Source organism: Chromohalobacter moromii (assembly GCF_023091865.1).
Taxonomy (GTDB): domain Bacteria; phylum Pseudomonadota; class Gammaproteobacteria; order Pseudomonadales; family Halomonadaceae; genus Chromohalobacter; species Chromohalobacter moromii.
Window position 1 is genome coordinate 1,248,155 of the sequence record NZ_JAHXDI010000001.1, and the last position, 19,199, is coordinate 1,267,353.

Genomic DNA, 19,199 nt, shown 5'->3' on the forward strand with positions numbered 1-19,199 from the left:
GACGTCTATGCTAAGTGGTAAATAGGGGAAAAGAGTGGTGGGTTTCATCTCGACGGCAGGAGGCCGCATGTATGGGAAAGGGCGTCAACAAGGTCGGGTCTTGGATATGGTTATGGTCTCTCCTCGTATTGGCAAGCCTGCCGTTGAATAGGGCAGAGGCAGCCGAGGAAGACGCGCCAGTGAGGCCTGCGACGACCGCCACCGCCATGATCGTGGCGCCCAGCCAGCTTTCTCTACAAAGTGACGATGCCCTGCTCAGCGATATACGTGACGCGCTCGCACGCCGCGTGGGTGAGGGCAATCTTAGCCTTGAGGTGCTGGGAGCGGATCGCTTTCCCCGCGAGACGATGCTGCGCCGCTGGCGCGAGACCATGGCGCATCGCCAGGCCGAACTCAGCTATGTGTTGCTCATGCACGATGCCACCGTGCGTGCGTACCGCCATCTTGTTATCTCGTCCGAGAACGCTTCCAACTCGCCCGAGAACGCTTCCCTCCTGCCTGAAACTGCGACCGTCGTGGCCTATGACGTACGCGAGGGCGAGCTTCGTGAATGGTTGAATGCGCAAGGGATCGCGCATATCGGGCTCGATGCCTATGCCGAACGCGGCTTGCGCTGGGCTCTAGAAGCGCGTCGCCCACAGGAAGGTCCGCTGGCGCTGTGGTATGCCCAGGATGAGAGCCGTGACGCGTTAGCGGCCAGCGCACGCCGGGTGAGTTCGCCCCAGTTCAGCGATGCTTGGTTGTCTCTGGCGTCGCCCGACGAGAGCGTGCTGACGCGTTTTCGTGAGCGCCGGCAACAACGAGGTGAGCCTTTGCAAGCTTATCTTTCGGCGCCTGTCACACAGGATAACCTGGCGCGCGTTCAAGCCTTGGCGGCCCAAGGCTGGCAATTCTGGTGTTACCAGCGCGAGTGGCTCAATCACGGTTGTCTGGGGGGCGTCTTCCCGGCGCCCGAGCATATGGCCGATAGTCTGGTCGACGCCTTGATCGCCCCCCAAGGCAGGTCGGGGCTGGAAAATGAACTGGCACTAGGAGGCGCGCGCTTGGTCTCCGCTGAGCCCAGCGTATTGTACAGCGCTCGGGATCGACTCAAGGACACCGCACGCGAGGGCGTGAACTGGCTCGAGATGCCCGATGCGGTCGTCGCCCAGCGTCAATGGACCTGGCGGGCCTTCGCCCTGGCGTTGGCCGCGCTGGTCATGGCAGGCCTTGCCATCTGGCTGGCGCGGCGGCGTGAACGCAAGCAGCGTTTGAAGCGCCAAGCCTTGCGTAACGACCTTGTGACCGATCTGCCGGGGCGCGTACTCCTCGAACGACACCTGCAACGCTTCATGGACGATGCCTACGCCGTCTCGCTTTATTACCTGACGTTCGACGCTTTGCGCCACCTGCGCGCTCAGTTCGGGGGCGAATGCGCCGACCTGGCGGCGCAGGGCATCGCCGAGCGCCTGCGCGATACCTGCGGCGGCGTGTGTTACCCGGCGCGCCTCTCGGACGACGTCTTCGTGGTCATGGCCTCTGGCGCGCAAGATCCCCTGGCGATGGCTGCGCGTTATCAGGAAATGCTCCACGCGCCCATCGAGGTGCATGGTGTGCCGCATCGGCTCGAACCACGCATCGGGGTTGCCGTTTCGCCCGAGCATGGCAAGACGCCCACGGCGCTGTTACAAGCCGCGCAGGATGCCGCCGACCAAGTGCTAGCCAGCGCCGGGGCCGAGCCGCAACTATTCGAGCTCGATCTGCTCAAGACGTCCGAGCGTCGGCGTTTCCTGGCGGAGACGTTGGCCGATGCCCTGGAGCAGGAAGCTCCGTTCTTCGAGCTGTATCTACAACCTCAATACCGTCTCGCCAATCGGCAACTGGTGGGCGCCGAGGCCTTGATTCGTTGGCAGCACGACACCTTCGGCACTATCTCGCCCGGTGAATTCATCCCGGTGGCCGAAGCCAGCCACCAGATCGTGCCGCTGGACGAAAAAGTGTTCAACACCATGCTCGCCTGGCTGGCGCGTCACGAACTGCCGCATACGCAGAGCCTGGTATGGGCGGTCAATCTGTCGATACGGCATTTCGACGACCAGCGATTCACCGATTGGCTGCTGGAACGCTGCCAGCATTACGGCGTTCCCCCACAATGCATCGAGCTCGAGGTCACCGAGCACGTCGCCACACAAGACCTTTCTCAAGTGCGCCAAATCATGCGCATCTTGCGCCTGCACGGCTTCGGGCTGGTATTGGATGATTTCGGCGCCGGCTATACCTCGCTGCGTTTTCTCAAGGAATTGCCGTTCACCAAGGTCAAACTCGATAAGGTATATATCGATACCATCGCCGAGGACGAACGCAGTCAATTGCTGGTTAAAGGCATCATCGATCTGGCACGGGGACTAGGCTTGACTGTCGTTGCCGAAGGGATAGAAACTCAGGAACAGATGGATGTCTTGCGAGGGTTGGGTTGTCCCATTGGTCAGGGCTACCTGCTAGGGCGACCTAGACCCGTCGAATCTTTCCTGTGGCGGCTGTCACAGCGTCAAGAAACGTTGCCAGCGCGTTCCGCGCGCACGCGCTAGATTGTGCGGTAGCCCGGTGAGCGCTGAGCATATAAAAATCGCAGGGATTGAACTTCGCAGATTTGGCATCATCTATAATACTGGGCCGAGTCTACGCCAAGCGATTTAGACATCGCCTATTCAGAGCAACCGTTTTTCCGCGTTACCTATCTGTGTGACTCGTTGCCGTACGTCGAGCGTCTCCGGTACACCTGACCGAAGCCGTGTTATTACGCTTTTGAACCGCTACATCGTGATTTCAATATTTCCATGAAAAACAATCGTCAAGCCTCGTCACGCCATATGGATGAGCGTGAAAAGCTCCGCAAGTTTCGTGAACTCGATGACGCCTTCGCCACGGCTCTCCAGGAGCTCGATGGCGGCGGCGCAAGCAATGAAGATGCCGCGCCCCAAGAGCCGCCGTTCGAGGAACGCCTGCAGGCGCTGATGCAGGAATACAACCAATCCAGCCAAAGCGTCGCCACGCTGATGCGCACCATCGTCGAGATCGGTCACGCGTCACGCGAAGCGCAGTGACATATCGCTCGGGGCGCGCCACTGGCGCGCTGGGAAGGCACGACGAGAACACACGAGAAAGAGTTGACAGCGTCCCCACAAAGGTCCAAGCTTAGCGAAGTAGGTTAGCAAGTGGCATACCGTCAGTAGTAATCGATGTCTTCGAGAGCCTGGTGTATCGCTAATTTGTTTTACCCACTGCAACTCGGGTAAATACCCGGCAATTGAAAGCGCAATGCGTGTAAAGGATATCGAAAATGGCAACTGGTACAGTTAAGTGGTTCAACGACGCTAAAGGTTTCGGCTTTATTTCTCCGGACGACGGCGGCGACGACCTCTTTGCCCACTTCTCCGAAATTCAGGCTGAAGGCTTCAAGTCTCTGCAGGACGGTCAAAAGGTTTCTTTTGACGTCACTCAGGGCAAGAAAGGCCTTCAGGCGTCTAACATCAAGCCCGAGTAACTTCGCGCTTGATCTGAAGCCGCAAGGCTTCGCATAACAGGGCCCGCTTCGGCGGGCCCTGTTGCGTTTGGGGTAGCGGTTGATCAACGGCTGCTCGGCAGTGAATCAAGCCACTTGCGTATACGGTCTTGATGCCAGCGACGCGATACGCGATGCGTATCGAACGTAGTCGGCATGATCAGGCAATCATTATTCTTCTCGTTGGGATCGAGCTCGCTCTTCTCTAGCATGAAGCACCGGTACGCGCCCAATGGGCGGTCTTCGCTGCCATAGATCGCGATCAGCCGGACCTCCAGCATTCTCAACGTTTCATCTTCGAGCGTCAGCGTGTTCCGGTCGATATCCAGCCCGTGCCCCTCGGCGATGTGATCGATGATCTCTCTGAACGAGCACACCTGATGATAATCGCCCGAGTCCAGCGGCCCCTGGCGCGTGGCGTGCTGCTCGTTACTCTCTTCTTCGCTGTCGTCCGTCCGCGTGTAATCGGTTAGATCGCAGGTATATTCGCCCTTGGACGTGTGCAGCACCCCCATGACATTCGAGACGAAGATCGCTTCTGAACTCATGTTGCTGATCAGACACATACCGTCCGGCGACTTGCTGCGCCCTCGGTTGATGATGATGCGCGGCCGGCGCTGACGTGCAAAGCCCAGGTAAAGAAGCTGCGCGTAGAACAGCCATACGCCCAGGGTGCAGAAACTCGCGATCGCGCTCAGCGCGCCGCTATTGTTATTGAGCCACTCGAGCATTCCTTGCTCTCCTTATAGGTGGTATGTAAACGGTATTGTTTGAAAAGAAAAACGCTACCTGACAAGTATCGCCCGGCAGCGTTCGACTGTGCGAGTCTAGCAAAAAGTCACTGGCTACGCTGAATAGGTGGCGCTGGTCTTCCTGACCACGAACCGCGTCCTGGCGGGCGCCTAACTCGAAGATCGCTCGTCACAAACGATGACTGCGATCATTGTGGCCGCCTTATATGCCGGCCTGTGTCGTTCGGGTCAGGTGGTGCTATGAGGCTAAGCGCTTTCATGCACTCAGAGCAAAAGAAAATTCGTAACGTATTTAACACCGATATTTAGTATTGTTAACGAGATGTAAGAACACGCAAGAAGGCTGCATCTTAACGTAATAAATGGCGTCGGGTTAAAAAGTGTTATGAACACAGCCTTTGCCTTCAATCTGCGCGAGGTCAATGGGGCGCTGGGCGATCTCGGCACCTTGCTGCCGTTGATGCTGGGGAGCATCGCCATCGGTGGGCTAGCGCCCGTGCCGGTGGTATTGGGATTTGCCGTCTTCTATTTGGGCACGGCGTTGTACTATCGCCTGCCGATCCCCGTGCAGCCCATGAAGGCCGTGGCGGCCGTCATATTGACGGCGGGTATGTCGCCGCTGGAACTGGCCATCGCCGGGGCGATGATCGGCGTGGTGTTATTGATCCTGGGACTGACCGGCTGGATCGCGCGCCTCAATCGTCTGATCCCGCAATCCGTATTGGCCGGGCTGCAACTGGGGCTAGGGGCGCTGCTGGCCTTGACCAGTCTCTCACTGATGGCCGATCAGGTCTGGATAGGCATTGCCACGCTCAGCGTGCTGCTGGTGGCGATGCGCTTTCCGCGTTGGCCCTCCGTGGTGCTGGCGTTATTGACGGCCTGGGGGCTGGGGCATTTCCAAACGGCGAGTGCGCCGCTCATCGACACTAGCACCGCGTGGTTTCCCGCGCTGGCGAGCTGGCCGGACATGCAAAGTATCGAGCGTGCCATGTCGATGCTGGTGTTGCCGCAACTCTCGTTGACCGTCACCAACGCCATCGTATTGACCACGCTCGTCGCCGGCGATTACTTCGGCGAGCGCGCCACGCATGTCACGCCGGCGCGCTTGTCGATCTCCACCGGTCTGGCCAACCTTGCGCTTACGCCGTTCGGCGCCTTGCCGATGTGTCACGGCGCCGGGGGCTTGGCCGCGCATTACCGCTTTGGCGCACGCACCGGCACTGCGCCGCTACTACTGGGCGGCGCGTTGCTGGCCGTGGCATGTGTGCCACCGCAATGGGGGCTAGGAGTGCTTGCGGGTATTCCCAGTGCCGGATTGGGCGCCTTGCTGCTCGTCGCTGCCTGGCAACTTGCCATCACCAAACGACTGTTCGACAGCAAGCCCTCATGCTGGCCGGTGATCGCCGCGACCGCCGTGGTGACGGTCGCGCTGGATCCTTTCTGGGGGCTCGTCGCCGGCGGTATCAGCGAATGGGGGCGGATCAGGTGGCATCGCCATCGTCACGCTTGAGGCGTTTCACCCAGCGCTGCTTGGCGTAGCGGCGCAGGTTCTCCACGTTGTCCGTCTCATCGACGATGTCCTGGCCGAGAATCGTCTCGATGACGTCCTCCAGGGTAATCAAGCCCACCCAAGTGCCATGCTCGTCGTAAACCACGCGCATGTGGCCGTGATCCTTGAGCATCGCGGTGAAGACATGCTCGACGTTGTCCGTCTCGTGCAGCGCCTCGATAGGGTGCATAAGCACCTTCATGGTCTGCTCATCCTCGGCGTGATAAGTATCCGCCTTATGGATGTAGCCAATCGCCTGTTCGCCGCCGTCCATCACCGGAAAGCGCGTGAACTGCATCTTGCCGAACTGTTCGTCGAACTCCGCGACGCTGAGATCCGGCGGCACTGAAACGCACACTGTGCGCGGCGTCATCACGCTTTTTACGCGGATCTCGTGCAGGTTGAGGATATTGACGATAGCCCGCGTTTCGTCGCTATCCAGCGCCTTCTCGTCCAGGCCGATGCGCGCCAGCGCCTTGATCTCCCCACGCATGTCGACATCGTGCTCCGACTTGCCGATACGGTTGGTGATCCGCTCGGAAAGCCAGATGAACGGCGTCAGAACGAAGATCATCACCCGCAGAATCGGCGGCAGCAGCGGGGCGAGGGCACGCCAGTAGCTCGCGCCGATGGTCTTGGGAATGATCTCCGAGACGACCAGGATCGCCAGCGTCATCACCGCCGAGGCAATCGCCACGTGGGAATCGCCGAAGACCACCGCCACCTGCGCACCCACGCCCGTTGCGCCCACCGTATGCGCAATGGTGTTGAGCGTGAGGATCGCCGCCAGCGGACGGTCGATGTTGGACTTCAACTTGGAAAGCGAGGCATGCAGTTTCGGGCGATCATCCTTCAACTGCGCAATGTAGCTCGGGGTCAGCGACAGCAGCGCCGCCTCGAGAATTGAACATAAGAAAGAAAAGCCAATGGACAGGATGGCGAAGGCCGCAAGGAGGACCATGAAGACTCTTGGTTGAGAATGGAGCGCTCATTTATCCAGTCCCGAAGAAGGCTGTCAATCCATGCGTGAGGCGTTTTTCAACGGTGGGTGGCGGAGTGGGTGTAGCGAGCCTTATCTATCGCTTTTTCCTTGTCAAAATTATTTATTGGGGGTACATTAAAGAAAGAAGGAGAATCCAATGAGCCCCCATTGTGAGATTGAATACGATGAAGCTAAGCGACTGATAACGTTGGAAAATAGAGGTGTCGATTTTGCCGATGTCCCGCAGGTATTTGCGGGAAGGGTCTATTCTGGGGTGGATGCGCGGAAAGACTACGGCGAAGAACGCATCTACACGGTGGGCAAGCTAAACGAACGGGCCGTGGTAATAGTATGGACGTGGCGCGGTAGTAAGCGTCGCATTATCTCGATGAGGTATGCCAATGATCGCGAAAAAAGACGATTCAAAGACTACTTGGATTGATCCCGATGATGCTCCAGAGCTCGACGACGATTGGTTTGAGGGAGCTTATCAGTACGAGGATGACAAGCTGGTCAAGCGTGGCCGTGGGCGACCGCCCCTGGCGCATAAGAAGATGCCGGTAAAGGTGCGGTATGACCAAGACGTTATCGACGCCTTCCGGGAATCCGGCCCTGGCTGGCAAACTCGCATGAATAAAGCCCTTCGCCAGTTTCTGGCCGAGCATGACATCAACGAGCTGGATAGGCGTCAGTGATTGGCGTAAGGAAGCTTGGTGGCAGCGCCGGGCATCGCTAGTGGAGCTTGCCGCCATTTTGAGTCGATTTTTAACGCCGTATGGGCGAGCGCAGGCATTTTTCAGACAAAGCGTAGAAAGCGTAGCTGAGCCGTCCAGTCACCGTGCCGACTAGCCACTCTACCCATGGTATGCCACGCGGGGCGCGAGAAGCTGCTCGGGCAGACGTCTTGCTTTAAACTGCAAGGAAATGAGTTTCGCTATAAATGAATACTTCACACCAAGAGGTGATCGGCATGCAAGCATCTCCTCCGATTGATAAGGAAACCTTGCGCGCAGAGCTCAAGCGCGAGCTGCGTTCTGACTTCCTGCAGGATATCCGCATCGAATCCGGCATCGATAGCTCCGGCGAAGAGGCGGTCTGGGTCTGGCTCGTCGTGGATGAAGGTGCGATGGGAAGCCAAAAAAACAAGAGCAAGGTCAAAGACATCAGGGAAAGCATCTACCGGACGTTTTCTGAACGCGCCCCCGGCGTCTTTCCTTATATCCGACTGGATAACCCCCAAGTGTCAGCCTGAAGCGCCGCAATACCCGACAATACCGCACCTTTATTCTCGCCTTGGCCTTTCACCCCAGTTGGTCGCGCGCCTGATACTCCCTTAGCAGCTCGATTCTTTTAGTTTTGTACGAACCAGGAAGCCCGATGACCGATTTCATCACCGACTCCACGCGCAATCGCCTTATCGAGGGCGTCCACGCCGCCGGCCAGGAGGTCATGGCGATCTACCGCCGTGACTTCGCCATCGAAGAAAAGGCCGACGCCAGCCCGCTCACCGAAGCGGATATGGCCTCGCACCACGCCTTGGTCGGGCTGCTGGAAGCCATCACTCCCAAGGTGCCGATTCTCTCTGAAGAGTCCGCCGAGATCCGCTACGAGACCCGCCAAACGTGGCAGCGTTACTGGCTGATCGACCCGCTGGACGGCACCAAGGAATTCATCAGCCACAATGGCGAATTCACGCTCAATGTCGCCCTGGTGGAAGACGGCGTGCCGGTATTCGGCATCGTCCACGCGCCCGCGCTGGAAAGCGGCCCCGCGACCTGGTGGGGCCAGCACGGGCAGGGCGCCTACAAGCGCGAGAACGGCAGTGACGACCAACCGATTCACGCCCGCGCATTGCCCGACCCCCAGGCCGAACCCTGGAAGATCGTCGGCAGCCGCCGCCATGGCGCCGAAATGTTCGACGCCTTCTGCCAGCGCCTGCCTGCGCATGAATGTGTCTCCATGGGCAGCTCGTTGAAGCTGTGCCTGGTCGCCGAAGGCAATGCCGATCTCTACCCGCGCCTCGCCCCCACCTGCGAATGGGACACCGCCGCCGCCCAAGCCGTCGTCACTGCCGCCGGCGGCCAAGTGCTCAATGTCGAGACCCTTGAACCGCTGCGCTGCAACCAGCAAGACAGCGTGCTCAATCCGTTCTTCATCGTCTGCGGCCAGCGCGACCAACGTTGGGAAAACGCCCTGCGCGAAAGCGTCGCCTGACGCGGTGCAAAAGCTGCGAGCTACGGGCGGCGGGCTACAGGCTACAATATTGCTCGAAGCCGCCCTTCACAGCGCCCCGAACCTGGCGCTCGAAGCCGCTCTTCACAGCGCCCCGAACCTGACGCTCGAAGCCGCTCTTCACAGCGCCCCGAACCTGGCGCTCGAAGCCCGGAAAACTTGAACGGTCGCCTGCTGCGACAAACGACCCAAGGGGATGACAATGGCGGACGATATCCGTTGGCAACAGCGGTTCGCCAACTACATCAATGTGTTTACCCGGTTGGAACAAGCTGTCGAGGCGTATGGCGACACGACGCTGGATATCATCAAGGAGGGCGTCATCCAGCGTTTCGAGTTCACTCACGAGCTCGCCTGGAAGGTGATGAAGGATTACCTGGAGCATGAAGGTATTCAAAACGTGACGGGATCACGCAGCGCAGCCCGGCATGCCTTCAACATCGGCCTTCTGGAAGACGGCCAAGCCTGGATGGATATGATAGAAACCCGTAATCATACGGTGCATGCGTATCGTCACAGCATCCTGGAAACTGAATTCAAGAACATCGTCGAACGCTACTATCCGGCATTGAAGCAGTTTCGAGAGACGATGGAGGGCCAGCGCGAACTCGATAACGAAGCCCTACGCGAGCATATCGAGAGGGTTGGCCAGAGATTCGATGCGACCCATTCACCGTATCACCCTCGCTAAAGCTGGCGGGATAACGCTGCCACGAGCAACGAGCAACGAGCCGAACGCCTTGCAGAGATGAACACCATGCGCCTGACTGACAGCCAACGACACACCATCCGGCAGCTCGTCACCGACGAGCTTGGTCCGGGCAGCACGGTAAAGCTTTTCGGCTCACGGCTGGATGATAGCGCCCGTGGCGGCGATATCGACCTGTTCGTGGAAGTCGGCGCACCGGTGGAGCATCCCGCACAGCTCGCCGCTCGGCTCAGTGTGCGTATCATGCGCGCCATGCACGGGCGCAAGGTGGATGTGCTGCTGAGTGCGCCGAACCTAAATGAGCAGACGATACACAGCTTGGCACGAGAACAAGGCGAGCTTCTATGAATGACAGTCCCATGAACGGCCGCCCTATGAACGACAATCTTGCGGAGCGCTTGCGCTTCCTGAAACGCGTGGTCGAGCGTGAGATCCACCATCTTCGCTACTCATCGGATCGCGTGTTTGCCGCGCCGTTCACCGAGGAACTTGCCGCCAGGCTGGGTGAAGATGAGGCATTGGCAGAGAAGCTGGAAGCCTACACCAGCCGGTTCTGCCGACTTCAGGACACGACCGGCGATAAACTGCTTCCGCTTTGGCTACGTGCCCTGGGCGAGAAGACAGGGGCCGTTGCCGACAACCTGGATCGCGCCGAAAAGCTTGGTGTGCTCGATTCTGCCGACAAGTGGCTCGAGATTCGTCAGACACGCAATCAAATGATCCATGAATACATCGAATCCCCTCAGGTGCTGGCCGACGCGCTCAATACAGCACATGACTATCAGGAAACGCTCATGGCGTTTGCCCATGCCATGCTCAATGATGCCAAGCGGAGGGAATTGCTTGAGTAAGCCGGCGCCGCGAGTTATTACGTAGCCGGCGGCTCGAAGCCGGCCGCCTAGTACGAGATGCATCCAACGGTTCTTCGCTGGTTAGAGTCGACCAGAGGTACACGAGGAGAATTGATGATGAGTACCCCACTAGATCCTATCGTCTCGGAGTTCGAGACGCAGGAGCAAGCCGACCGTTATGACCGGTGGTTTCGCGAGCGCATTCAGCAAAGCCTCGATGACCCGCGCCCCAATGTCCCTCATGACGAAGCGATGGCGCGTGTCCGGGCCATGGTCGAGTCCAATAAGCACCTGCATTCTAGCGGTTGAGTGGCGTGCTTGGACGTACTCCACGCTCGCAGGGAATATCCCTAGCCGTCAACGGTGATGCTCCGGGCTGGCGCTCCAGTTTCTCTCTCCTTCGACGGCCGTTACTAGTATCTGGATTTAGTGGTCGATCGACACGGTCAAAGGACGCCGTTGTGGCGCCCTACCCATAATCCATTTGGCTTGGGGAAATTTTCTCAAACCAAGCTTACGCCAGCTTGGCGAAGCGCTCGATGTCAGGCTGGGGACGGTGTTCGGCCTGCCACAAGTCGTAATCGCCTTGTACCGCCAGCCAGGTACGCGCCCGGCCGATGCCGGCCCGTTCCAGGCGAACGGCGAGGTCGGGGCTAATCGGCGCCCGCCCGTGTAGAATCCGTGACAGGGTTTCTCGCGCCAGCCCCAGACGGCGAGCCATTTCCGTTACGCTGATGTCCAGCGCTGGCAACACATCTTCGCGCAGCGTCTCACCGGGATGCGGGGGATTGTGCATGTGGGCCATGTGTCACCTCCTAGTGATAATCCAAGTAATCGACCAGCTCGACGTCAGGCCCCGTGAAACGGAAGATAATCCGCCAGTTACCGCTTACGGTAATCGACCAGAATCCAGCCTGCTCGCCCTTCAACGCATGCAGTCGCCAGCCCGGCAGGTTAACCGCTTCTAGATCTTCCGCGCGGTCGAGCATTGCCAGAATGCGCCTCAGACGCTTGGTGTGGTCGGTGCGAATTCCCTTGGTAGTGCCTGTTTCGAAGAAGGCACGCAGGCCCTTGTGTCGAAAGCTGATGATCATGTCGCAAGTGTGACCCATTACATCACGAACGACAAGCCTTTCCTTGGCTACTCGATCATCCAGGCACATGGTTTACCACTTAACTGATGTGCGAATCGGCTACCCGCAGCCCGCAGCCCGCAGCCCGCAGCCCGCAGCCCGAAGCCCGAAGCCCGCAGCCTAGCCTTTCCCCTTCGCCGGTCGCTCCAGCAGCGGCTCCAGCGCCTGCAAGCAGGCGACGACCTCTTCCTCGCTGTTGTAATGGCTCAGCGATAGGCGCGTGGCCGTTTTGTACCCGAAGGGGGCGAGCACGCGCTCGGCTTCGGGCGAGCGCAAAAGCTGGGCGCTGATTCCCGTGGCGGCGAGCCACTGCACCACCTCCCACGCCTCGATTCCCGACACATCGAACGCCACGGTGCCGTCTCGCCATCGCGCATGCGGCGCGCCGATCACCCGCACGCGGGGGTGCCCCTGCAAGCCGCAGCGGGAAAGCGGGGGCGTGGTAATGGTAGCGCTCGCCGTCGGCAGGCCGTCATCGACGCCATGTAGCAGGCGTTGCAGCAAGGCCCGTTCATGGGCTTGAATCGCCTCGCTCGCTGCCACCAGGCGCGGGCGCCGAGGAATCGCCGTGGAGAAATGCCCGCCCAGCCAATCCAGATACGCCACCCACTCGGTGATGCTTGCCAACGCCGCAGACGCCTCGTCCCGCCGTGGCGGCATCAGGCCGCTCGGCGGCGCATCGCGCATGGCCAGACACAACCGCCGCGATAGCCACGCAAACCCCTGGCGAGGGCGGCAGAAGAGCGCTTCAGACCCCACAACATAAGCATCGACCTCCCATTGCGCCACATCCAGCGGCCCATGCGCGGCGTGATGCGCCCCCAGCACCAGAATGAAACAAGAGGGTGCGACCTCGCGTATGGTGCGGGCAATCGCAGCCACATCCTGACGCATGCCGGTGACGGGGCAGGTATGCACGAGCGTGGCAACACGCGTCTCGGGCGTCACGCAGAGGGCGTAATCGAGCGTTTCCAGTCGACCGGTCAGCGGATTCACCGACACGGTGTTAGTGCTCAGCGCCCGCCGCCTGGCATGCAGCGCAATCGCCGTAGTCTCATCGCTGGACGCCAGCGCCGTACTCACCACCTGGCTCTGCGGGGGAATCGCCTCCAGCGCCAGGCCCAATACCCGTGCCCAGCACTCATCCACGCTGGGCGCCCGCCACAAGCGACCATGCGACGCGCCCAGCAGGGTCTCGAGATCCTCCCAGCCGTGGGTGGCCACCGCCGCCTGTGCAGAATACCCCGGCGCATCAGCCTCCAGCGGCGCCGGCAGGCTCGCCAGCTCCGCGCCCACCTGCACCGCCGCCTTCAAGGCCAGCGGCTCCCCGGCGGCGTTCAAGTGGATGCGCCTGCCATCGACGGGGCAGCGGTCGACGTAATAGAAATGCGCCCGCACCTGGCTCAGCAACTGGGGCGACAAGCTCCCCGCCTGGCCGCACGTTGCCGAGTGGGCGCCCTGCAGGGCATCACGCATTGCATGTTGCGGATCCGTCATCGCCATCCTCAACCATCCTTCCCACCGGCGTAACCAATAGTTTCAGAATAATATTAACTAATGGTCAAGTTAAGCACATGCAGAGGTGCATTGCATTAGGTAAAAGCGAATGACGATGCAGCGCGCTGGTATGACGATTCTGGTAACGAATCCTTACTTCCCTTAATATGGACGCCGCGCGGCCAAGGCCGCGTTTTTTTATGTCGCCATATTAACTAGTCGACTAATAATCTCGCGCGCAGGGACTGATCTACACTCAATGGGCAGATAAGAGAATGGTGGCCAGGCGCCGTCTTGTGTTGAAAAAACGACACACGGGGCGTCGTTAATAGGCGACAACTTTTCCTGAATGCATACAAATTTCAACGCCGTTGCGCTAGAGGCTGGTTGAGCTCTCACTTAGAATGGCTCCATCTCGGCGCGATCAGGAAGATGGCGCAGTCACGCGGCCTGCGTGACCACAACAGCGATACTATGGCGTGTCGTGAGGAAAGGGATTCACTCTCCACGGCCGTGCTTGGGTACGGCATCTTTTCCTTGGGCATTACCTAATAGTGGCTGCACGACCCTCAAGGGCCTTGGGAAATCGCCCGGAACAATCTCAGGGCGGTAGCGTGTCCAAACGTAGTTTTATTTGAATCCTCTTTATTCGGCATATGGGATGGAACCTGCAGCACTCACCACGTTAGCCCTCATCTTTTCCGTCCTCGCCTGTCTTGCGCTTACCCGAGTCGCCCCCGATGTCATCCTGATGGCGGCGCTCGCCTTCCTGGTGATCAGCGGTATCCTCACGCCCAGCGAAGCGCTGGCGGGGTTCGCCAACCCCGGCGTGATGACCATCGCCACGCTCTACGTGGTCGCGGCGGGGCTGAAGGAAACCGGTGCCATCCAGTGGCTCGCCCATCGCCTGCTCGGCCAGCCCCGGCGTTTGCGTCAGGCGCAGTTGCGCGTGTTGCTCCCGGCCTCGGGGCTGAGCGCCTTCATGAACAACACCACCGTGGTGGCCATGTTCATCCCCGCCATTCAAGAGTGGGCGGCCCGCCTGCGGTTGCCGACCTCCAAATTGCTGCTGCCGCTCAGCTACGCCTCGATACTCGGGGGCACCTGCACGCTGATCGGCACCAGCACCAATCTCGTGGTGGATGGCCTGCTGCAGAGCGAGCGGGGCATCTCGCTGCACATGTTCGAGCTGGCCTGGGTGGGCGTGCCGCTGGTGGTCATCGCCGGGGGCTTTCTCTATTTAATGGCGGACCGCCTGCTGCCCAACCGCCAAGGGGCGTTGGAACAACTCGAACAGGCGCGGGAATACGCCGTGGAAGTCCGCGTGATTCCACAAGGCCCCCTGGAAGGCAAAAGCATCGCCGATGCGGGCCTGCGGAGCCTGGCGCATGGCTACCTGGCGGACATCGAGCGCGACGGCGAGCTGATGACCGCCGTGCCCCCGGAGACCAAACTGCAGGCCGATGACATCCTCGTCTTCGTCGGTGCCCCCGAATGTGCCCGTGAGTTGCGCCGTGTCCATGGCCTGCGTCCGGCCAATGGCGACGTGCGCAAGCTGGATATCGCCCACCACCGGCGCTGCCTGGTCGAGGCCGTGATTGGCCCGGATTTCACCGGGATCGAACAGACGGTGCGCGAATCGCGCTTTCGCTCGCGCTATCAGGCGGTGATCCTCTCCATTTCCCGCCATGGTCGCCGCTTGCCCGGCAAGCTGGGGGATATTCGCCTTCAGGTGGGCGATACGCTATTGATGGAAACCGCCCAGGAATTTGTTTCGCAATACCAGTACCGCAAGGATTTCCTGCTCGTCAGCGCGCTCAACGACTCCACGCCGCCGGATTTTCGCAAGGCGCCCTGGGCGTTGGGCATTCTCGGCGCCATGGTGCTGGTCAGCGCCACGGGGCTGCTGAGCATTCTCGAGGCGGCATTTCTGGCCGGCGGTGCCATGCTGCTCACGCGCTGTGTCACGGCGAGCAAGGCACGGCGCTATCTGGAGCTTTCGGTGCTCATCGTCATCGCCGCCTCGTTCGCCCTGGGCAATGCCATGGACAAGACCGGCGCCGCAAGCCAGATCGCGCAATGGCTATTGCTGGCGGATGGCCTCTCGCCTTGGGTGGCCCTGGCCATGGTCTACACCCTGACCGTCGCCTTCACCGAGCTGATCACCAATAACGCCGCCGCCGTGCTGATGTTTCCGGTGGCCGCCGCCGTGGCCGAGCAACTGGGTGTGAGTATCATGCCCTTTGCCATCGGCATCATGTTCGCCGCCTCGGCCAGCTTCATGACCCCGCTGGGCTATCAGACCAACCTCATGGTCCTCGGTCCCGGCGGGTATCGTTTCGTGGATTACCTGCGCCTGGGCGCGCCCATGAGCCTGTTGGCCGGTGTCATCGTCATCGGGCTCGTGCCGCTGGTGTGGGGCTTCTAAAAGGTTTTCGAGGGACCGCGACAGCTATGACAGAAATCACGCCCGAGCGACAGACCCACCTCAAGCAGCTTGAGGCGGAATCGATCCATATCATCCGCGAAGTGGCCGCCGAATTCGCCAACCCGGTGATGCTGTACTCCATCGGCAAGGATTCGTCGGTGATGCTGCATCTGGCCCGCAAGGCGTTCTATCCCGGCACGCCGCCGTTCCCGCTGATGCACGTCAATACCACCTGGAAGTTCAAGGAAATGATCGAGTTTCGCGACCGCATGGCCGCGGAGGTCGGGATGGAGTTGATCGAGCACATCAACGAGGAAGGCCGGGCCGCCGGCATCAATCCCTTCGATCACGGCAGCGCCAAGTACACCGACGTGATGAAGACCCAGTCGCTCAAGCAGGCGCTGGACAAGTACGGCTTCGATGCCGCCTTCGGCGGCGCGCGCCGCGACGAGGAAGCCTCGCGCGCCAAGGAGCGCGTCTACTCCTTCCGTGACAAGCACCACCGCTGGGACCCCAAGAACCAGCGCCCGGAGCTGTGGAACATCTACAACGGCAAGGTGCAGAAGGGCGAGTCGATTCGCGTCTTCCCGCTCTCCAACTGGACCGAGCTGGACATCTGGCAGTACATCTACCTCGAGTCGATCCCCATCGTCCCGCTGTACTACGCCGCCCCGCGTCCGGTGGTCGAGCGCGACGGTATGCAGGTCATGGTCGACGATGAACGCCTGCCGCTCGAAGAAGGCGAAGTCCCCGACGAGAAGTGGGTGCGCTTCCGCACCCTGGGCTGCTACCCGCTCACCGGCGCCGTGGAATCCACCGCCGCCACGCTGCCCGAGATCATCCAGGAAATGCTCCTCACCCGCACCAGCGAACGCTCCGGCCGCGCCATCGACAAAGACCAAGTCGGGTCGATGGAACGCAAGAAGCGGGAGGGGTATTTTTGAGCTACGAGCTACGAGCTACGAGCTACGAGCTACGAGCTACGAGCTACGAGCTACGAGCTACGGGCAACGGGCTGCGGGCAACGAGCTACGGGCTAAAAAGCTAACAAGGAACTTACATGCGGCATGAGCAAATGGAAGTTTGGCAGCGTAGCAAACGCCTGAGTGTCGATGTTTATCGGGAACTCTGTAGCCTCCGAGATTTTGGCTTTAAAGACCAAATTACGCGCTCCGCACTGTCCATTCCTAGCAATATTGCCGAAGGTTTCGAGCGCTTTACCGAACGCGAGAAGTTCCGTTTCGTTTCTATCGCCAAAGGCTCTTGTGGGGAGTTCGCGACGCAAGCTTTGATAGGTATTGAAGTTGGCTACATTCCTGACGAGATAGGTCAACAGTGGCGTAGTGAAGCGATGGCGCTGTCGCGAATGCTTGGTTCCTTGCTCAAATCCCTATCCAACAGCCCCCGGCTGTCATAACTGAACATGAATATGGCACGGCCTGCTCGTAGTGCTCGTGCCCGGCTTAAGCTTCTGGCACACCAATCTCGAAACTAGTCAGCGAACATGAAGAGAGCACAAGCCTGCTCGTAGCCCGAAGCTCGTGGCTCGTAGCGCTCGTGCTCTCCACAAATGGGGAATGAACCATGTCACACGCCTCACCGATGATCTCGGAAAACATCGAAGCGTATCTGAAAGAGCACGAGAACAAAGACCTGCTGCGCTTCATTACCTGCGGGAGCGTCGACGACGGCAAGTCGACCCTGATCGGGCGTTTGCTGCACGATTCCAAGATGATCTACGAGGATCAGCTCGCGGCGATCACGCAGGCCTCCAAGACCAGCGGCACCACCGGCGACAAGGTCGATCTGGCGCTGTTGGTGGATGGCTTGCAGTCCGAGCGTGAGCAGGGCATCACCATCGATGTCGCTTATCGGTACTTCTCCACCGACAAGCGCAAGTTCATCATCGCCGACACGCCGGGGCATGAGCAGTACACTCGCAACATGGCCACCGGTGCGTCCACGGCCAGCCTCGCGGTGATCCTGATCGACGCCCGCCATGGCGTGCAGACCCAGACCCGGCGGCACAGCTTTATCGCCGACCTGTTGGGCATCCAGCACCTGGTGATCGCGGTCAACAAGATGGACCTAGTCGATTATTCCCAGGCACGCTTCGACGAGATCGTCGCCGAGTACCGCGAGTTCGCTGCCAAGCTCAACGCGCCGGACATTCACTTCGTACCGCTGTCCGCGCTGGAAGGCGACAACGTCGTCAACAAGAGCGAGGCCATGAGCTGGTACGACGGCCCGGCACTGCTCAATCTGCTGGAGACCGTCGAGGTCACGCACGACCGGAACCTGACGGATCTGCGCTTGCCGGTGCAGTACGTCAATCGCCCGCACCTCGACTTCCGCGGCTACTGCGGCACGCTCGAGGCCGGCATCCTGCGGCCCGGCCAGCGCGTCAAGGTGCTGCCCTCCGGCAAGTCCTCCACGGTGGCGCGCATCGTCACTTTCGACGGCGATCTCGAGGTGGCGTATCCGGGGCAGGCGATCACCGTCACGCTCGAGGATGAGATCGACATCTCGCGGGGCGACTGGCTGGTCGCTGCCGACGCCGAGGTGCCTTTGGCCGACGCCTTCGAGGCGGACATCGTGTGGATGCACGACACCGCGCTGGAGCCCGGCCGGCTTTATGACCTCAAGCTCGCCACGCGGGACCTGGCGGGCAAGATCACGCGGATCGACTACCAGACCGACGTCAACACGCTCGAGCACCACGCCGCCGAGACGCTGAATCTCAACGCCATCGGCCGCTGCCGCATCGAAGTTGCTGGCACGCTGCCGGTGGACGACTACCGCGTGAGCCCGGGCACCGGCAGTTTCATCGTCATCGACCGGCTGACCAACGTTACCGTGGGCGCGGGCATGGTGCATCGGCACCTGGAAAGCGAGCCGCCCTACGAATACCGCATGCATGACAGCAAGGCCGATGTGGTATGGAACCGCTCCAGCGTGACGCCCGCGATGCGCGCGCATATCAAGGGGCATGCCGGCAAGTGCATCTGGTTCACCGGGCTTTCCGGCTCGGGGAAATCCACCCTGGCCAACGCGCTGGAAGTCGAACTCAACCGGCGTGGTTACCACACCATGCTGCTGGACGGTGACAACATTCGCCACGGCCTGTGCAAAGACCTCGCCATGAGCGAAGCCGACCGTACCGAGAACATCCGCCGCGTGGGGGAAATCACCAAGCTGTTCGCCGATGCCGGCATCATCGTGATTACCGCCTTCATCTCGCCCTTCCGTTCCGACCGGGCGGCCGCGCGCGAACTGTTCGACGATGGCGACTTCATCGAGGTACATGTCGACACACCGCTGGATATCTGCGAGCAGCGCGATCCCAAGGGGCTCTACGAAAAAGCCCGACAAGGCAAGATCAAGGACTTCACTGGGATCAACAGCCCTTACGAGGTGCCCGAGAAAGCGGAAATCTCAGTGAATACCGACGAGCAGAGCCTTGAAGACATCATCACTCGCATCGTTAGAACGATTTGAATAGAGCCGCAAAAGGCTCAAGAGCAA

The 19,199-nt window shown here is 60.2% G+C and carries 21 protein-coding genes; 16 read left to right on the top strand and 5 right to left on the bottom strand.

The genetic code is table 11. The features are described from left to right. The first annotated feature begins 179 nt into the window (after positions 1–179). The 3 genes from KZO83_RS16400 to KZO83_RS05590 all read left to right on the top strand — a co-directional run bounded on the left by KZO83_RS16400 (position 180) and on the right by KZO83_RS05590 (position 3,523). On the top strand, positions 180–2,567 hold the full coding sequence (locus tag KZO83_RS16400) for a putative bifunctional diguanylate cyclase/phosphodiesterase (protein WP_247620038.1): 2,388 nt from the start codon (positions 180–182) through the stop codon (positions 2,565–2,567). 249 nt (positions 2,568–2,816) lie between these two features. Further along, on the top strand, positions 2,817–3,083 hold the full coding sequence (locus KZO83_RS05585) for a hypothetical protein (RefSeq protein ID WP_247620039.1): 267 nt from the start codon (positions 2,817–2,819) through the stop codon (positions 3,081–3,083). A 236-nt stretch (positions 3,084–3,319) separates the two neighbouring features. Next, positions 3,320–3,523 (top strand): cold-shock protein, encoded by a 204-nt coding sequence (locus tag KZO83_RS05590; RefSeq protein WP_040243594.1) that lies wholly within the window; start codon positions 3,320–3,322, stop codon positions 3,521–3,523. 83 nt (positions 3,524–3,606) lie between these two features. On the opposite strand, the gene KZO83_RS05595 is transcribed toward KZO83_RS05590, so the two are convergent. Continuing rightward, positions 3,607–4,272, bottom strand: coding sequence for a hypothetical protein (locus KZO83_RS05595; RefSeq protein WP_247620040.1), 666 nt, complete (start codon positions 4,270–4,272; stop codon positions 3,607–3,609). A gap of 406 nt (positions 4,273–4,678) precedes the next feature. Between KZO83_RS05595 and KZO83_RS05600 the strand changes: the two genes are divergently transcribed. Beyond that, positions 4,679–5,803 carry a putative sulfate/molybdate transporter gene (locus KZO83_RS05600; protein WP_247620041.1) on the top strand — a complete coding sequence of 375 codons (1,125 nt, stop codon included), beginning with the start codon at positions 4,679–4,681 and terminating at the stop codon, positions 5,801–5,803. On the opposite strand, the gene KZO83_RS05605 is transcribed toward KZO83_RS05600, so the two are convergent. Further along, entirely contained in the window at positions 5,775–6,803 is a 1,029-nt protein-coding gene (locus KZO83_RS05605) for a CNNM domain-containing protein (protein ID WP_247620042.1), read from the bottom strand. The two genes, KZO83_RS05600 and KZO83_RS05605, sit on opposite strands and share 29 nt — an antisense overlap. Before the next feature lie 178 nt (positions 6,804–6,981). Here KZO83_RS05605 and KZO83_RS05610 point away from each other — a divergent pair, with 178 nt between their 5' ends. The 8 genes from KZO83_RS05610 (at position 6,982) to relB (ending at position 10,925) form a co-directional block, all read left to right on the top strand. Next, positions 6,982–7,266, top strand: a complete 285-nt coding sequence (locus tag KZO83_RS05610) for a BrnT family toxin (RefSeq protein WP_247620043.1) — start codon at positions 6,982–6,984, stop codon at positions 7,264–7,266. Beyond that, a complete protein-coding gene (locus tag KZO83_RS05615; protein ID WP_075370438.1) occupies positions 7,226–7,519 on the top strand; it encodes a BrnA antitoxin family protein in 294 nt (97 codons plus the stop codon). Before KZO83_RS05610 ends, KZO83_RS05615 begins: the two co-directional genes overlap by 41 nt. Positions 7,520–7,764: 245 nt before the next feature. After that, a complete protein-coding gene (locus KZO83_RS05620; RefSeq protein WP_247620044.1) occupies positions 7,765–8,076 on the top strand; it encodes a hypothetical protein in 312 nt (103 codons plus the stop codon). A gap of 125 nt (positions 8,077–8,201) precedes the next feature. After that, positions 8,202–9,038, top strand: a complete 837-nt coding sequence (gene cysQ / locus KZO83_RS05625; RefSeq protein ID WP_247620045.1) for a 3'(2'),5'-bisphosphate nucleotidase CysQ — start codon at positions 8,202–8,204, stop codon at positions 9,036–9,038. Positions 9,039–9,258: 220 nt separating this feature from the next. Beyond that, positions 9,259–9,747, top strand: coding sequence for a nucleotidyltransferase substrate binding protein (locus tag KZO83_RS05630; RefSeq protein WP_247620046.1), 489 nt, complete (start codon positions 9,259–9,261; stop codon positions 9,745–9,747). A gap of 66 nt (positions 9,748–9,813) precedes the next feature. Then, positions 9,814–10,113, top strand: a complete 300-nt coding sequence (locus KZO83_RS05635) for a nucleotidyltransferase domain-containing protein (protein WP_247620047.1) — start codon at positions 9,814–9,816, stop codon at positions 10,111–10,113. Next, entirely contained in the window at positions 10,110–10,616 is a 507-nt protein-coding gene (locus KZO83_RS05640; RefSeq protein WP_247620048.1) for a hypothetical protein, read from the top strand. The genes KZO83_RS05635 and KZO83_RS05640 overlap by 4 nt, the downstream gene beginning before the upstream one ends. Before the next feature lie 117 nt (positions 10,617–10,733). After that, positions 10,734–10,925: a type II toxin-antitoxin system RelB family antitoxin gene (gene relB / locus KZO83_RS05645; protein ID WP_247620049.1), complete on the top strand. Its 192-nt coding sequence runs from the start codon at positions 10,734–10,736 to the stop codon at positions 10,923–10,925. A gap of 205 nt (positions 10,926–11,130) precedes the next feature. Here the strand turns inward: relB and KZO83_RS05650 are convergent, their stop codons facing one another. The 3 genes from KZO83_RS05650 to KZO83_RS05660 all read right to left on the bottom strand — a co-directional run bounded on the left by KZO83_RS05650 (position 11,131) and on the right by KZO83_RS05660 (position 13,252). Then, entirely contained in the window at positions 11,131–11,421 is a 291-nt protein-coding gene (locus KZO83_RS05650; RefSeq protein WP_272493582.1) for a HigA family addiction module antitoxin, read from the bottom strand. Between the two features lie 10 nt (positions 11,422–11,431). Then, positions 11,432–11,728, bottom strand: coding sequence for a type II toxin-antitoxin system RelE/ParE family toxin (locus KZO83_RS05655; RefSeq protein ID WP_247620050.1), 297 nt, complete (start codon positions 11,726–11,728; stop codon positions 11,432–11,434). Between the two features lie 141 nt (positions 11,729–11,869). Further along, the gene (locus KZO83_RS05660) at positions 11,870–13,252 is read right to left on the bottom strand and encodes an aminotransferase class V-fold PLP-dependent enzyme (RefSeq protein ID WP_247620051.1); all 1,383 of its coding nucleotides are present in this window, start codon (positions 13,250–13,252) and stop codon (positions 11,870–11,872) included. Positions 13,253–13,907: 655 nt separating this feature from the next. Between KZO83_RS05660 and KZO83_RS05665 the strand changes: the two genes are divergently transcribed. From KZO83_RS05665 to cysN, 4 genes are all read left to right on the top strand, one after another. Then, entirely contained in the window at positions 13,908–15,674 is a 1,767-nt protein-coding gene (locus KZO83_RS05665; RefSeq protein ID WP_247620052.1) for an SLC13 family permease, read from the top strand. A 26-nt stretch (positions 15,675–15,700) separates the two neighbouring features. Beyond that, a complete protein-coding gene (cysD, locus tag KZO83_RS05670; RefSeq protein WP_247620053.1) occupies positions 15,701–16,618 on the top strand; it encodes a sulfate adenylyltransferase subunit CysD in 918 nt (305 codons plus the stop codon). A 116-nt stretch (positions 16,619–16,734) separates the two neighbouring features. Further along, on the top strand, positions 16,735–17,091 hold the full coding sequence (locus KZO83_RS05675) for a four helix bundle protein (RefSeq protein ID WP_247620054.1): 357 nt from the start codon (positions 16,735–16,737) through the stop codon (positions 17,089–17,091). A gap of 167 nt (positions 17,092–17,258) precedes the next feature. Next, a complete protein-coding gene (cysN, locus tag KZO83_RS05680; protein WP_247620055.1) occupies positions 17,259–19,172 on the top strand; it encodes a sulfate adenylyltransferase subunit CysN in 1,914 nt (637 codons plus the stop codon). The last annotated feature ends 27 nt before the right edge of the window (positions 19,173–19,199 follow it).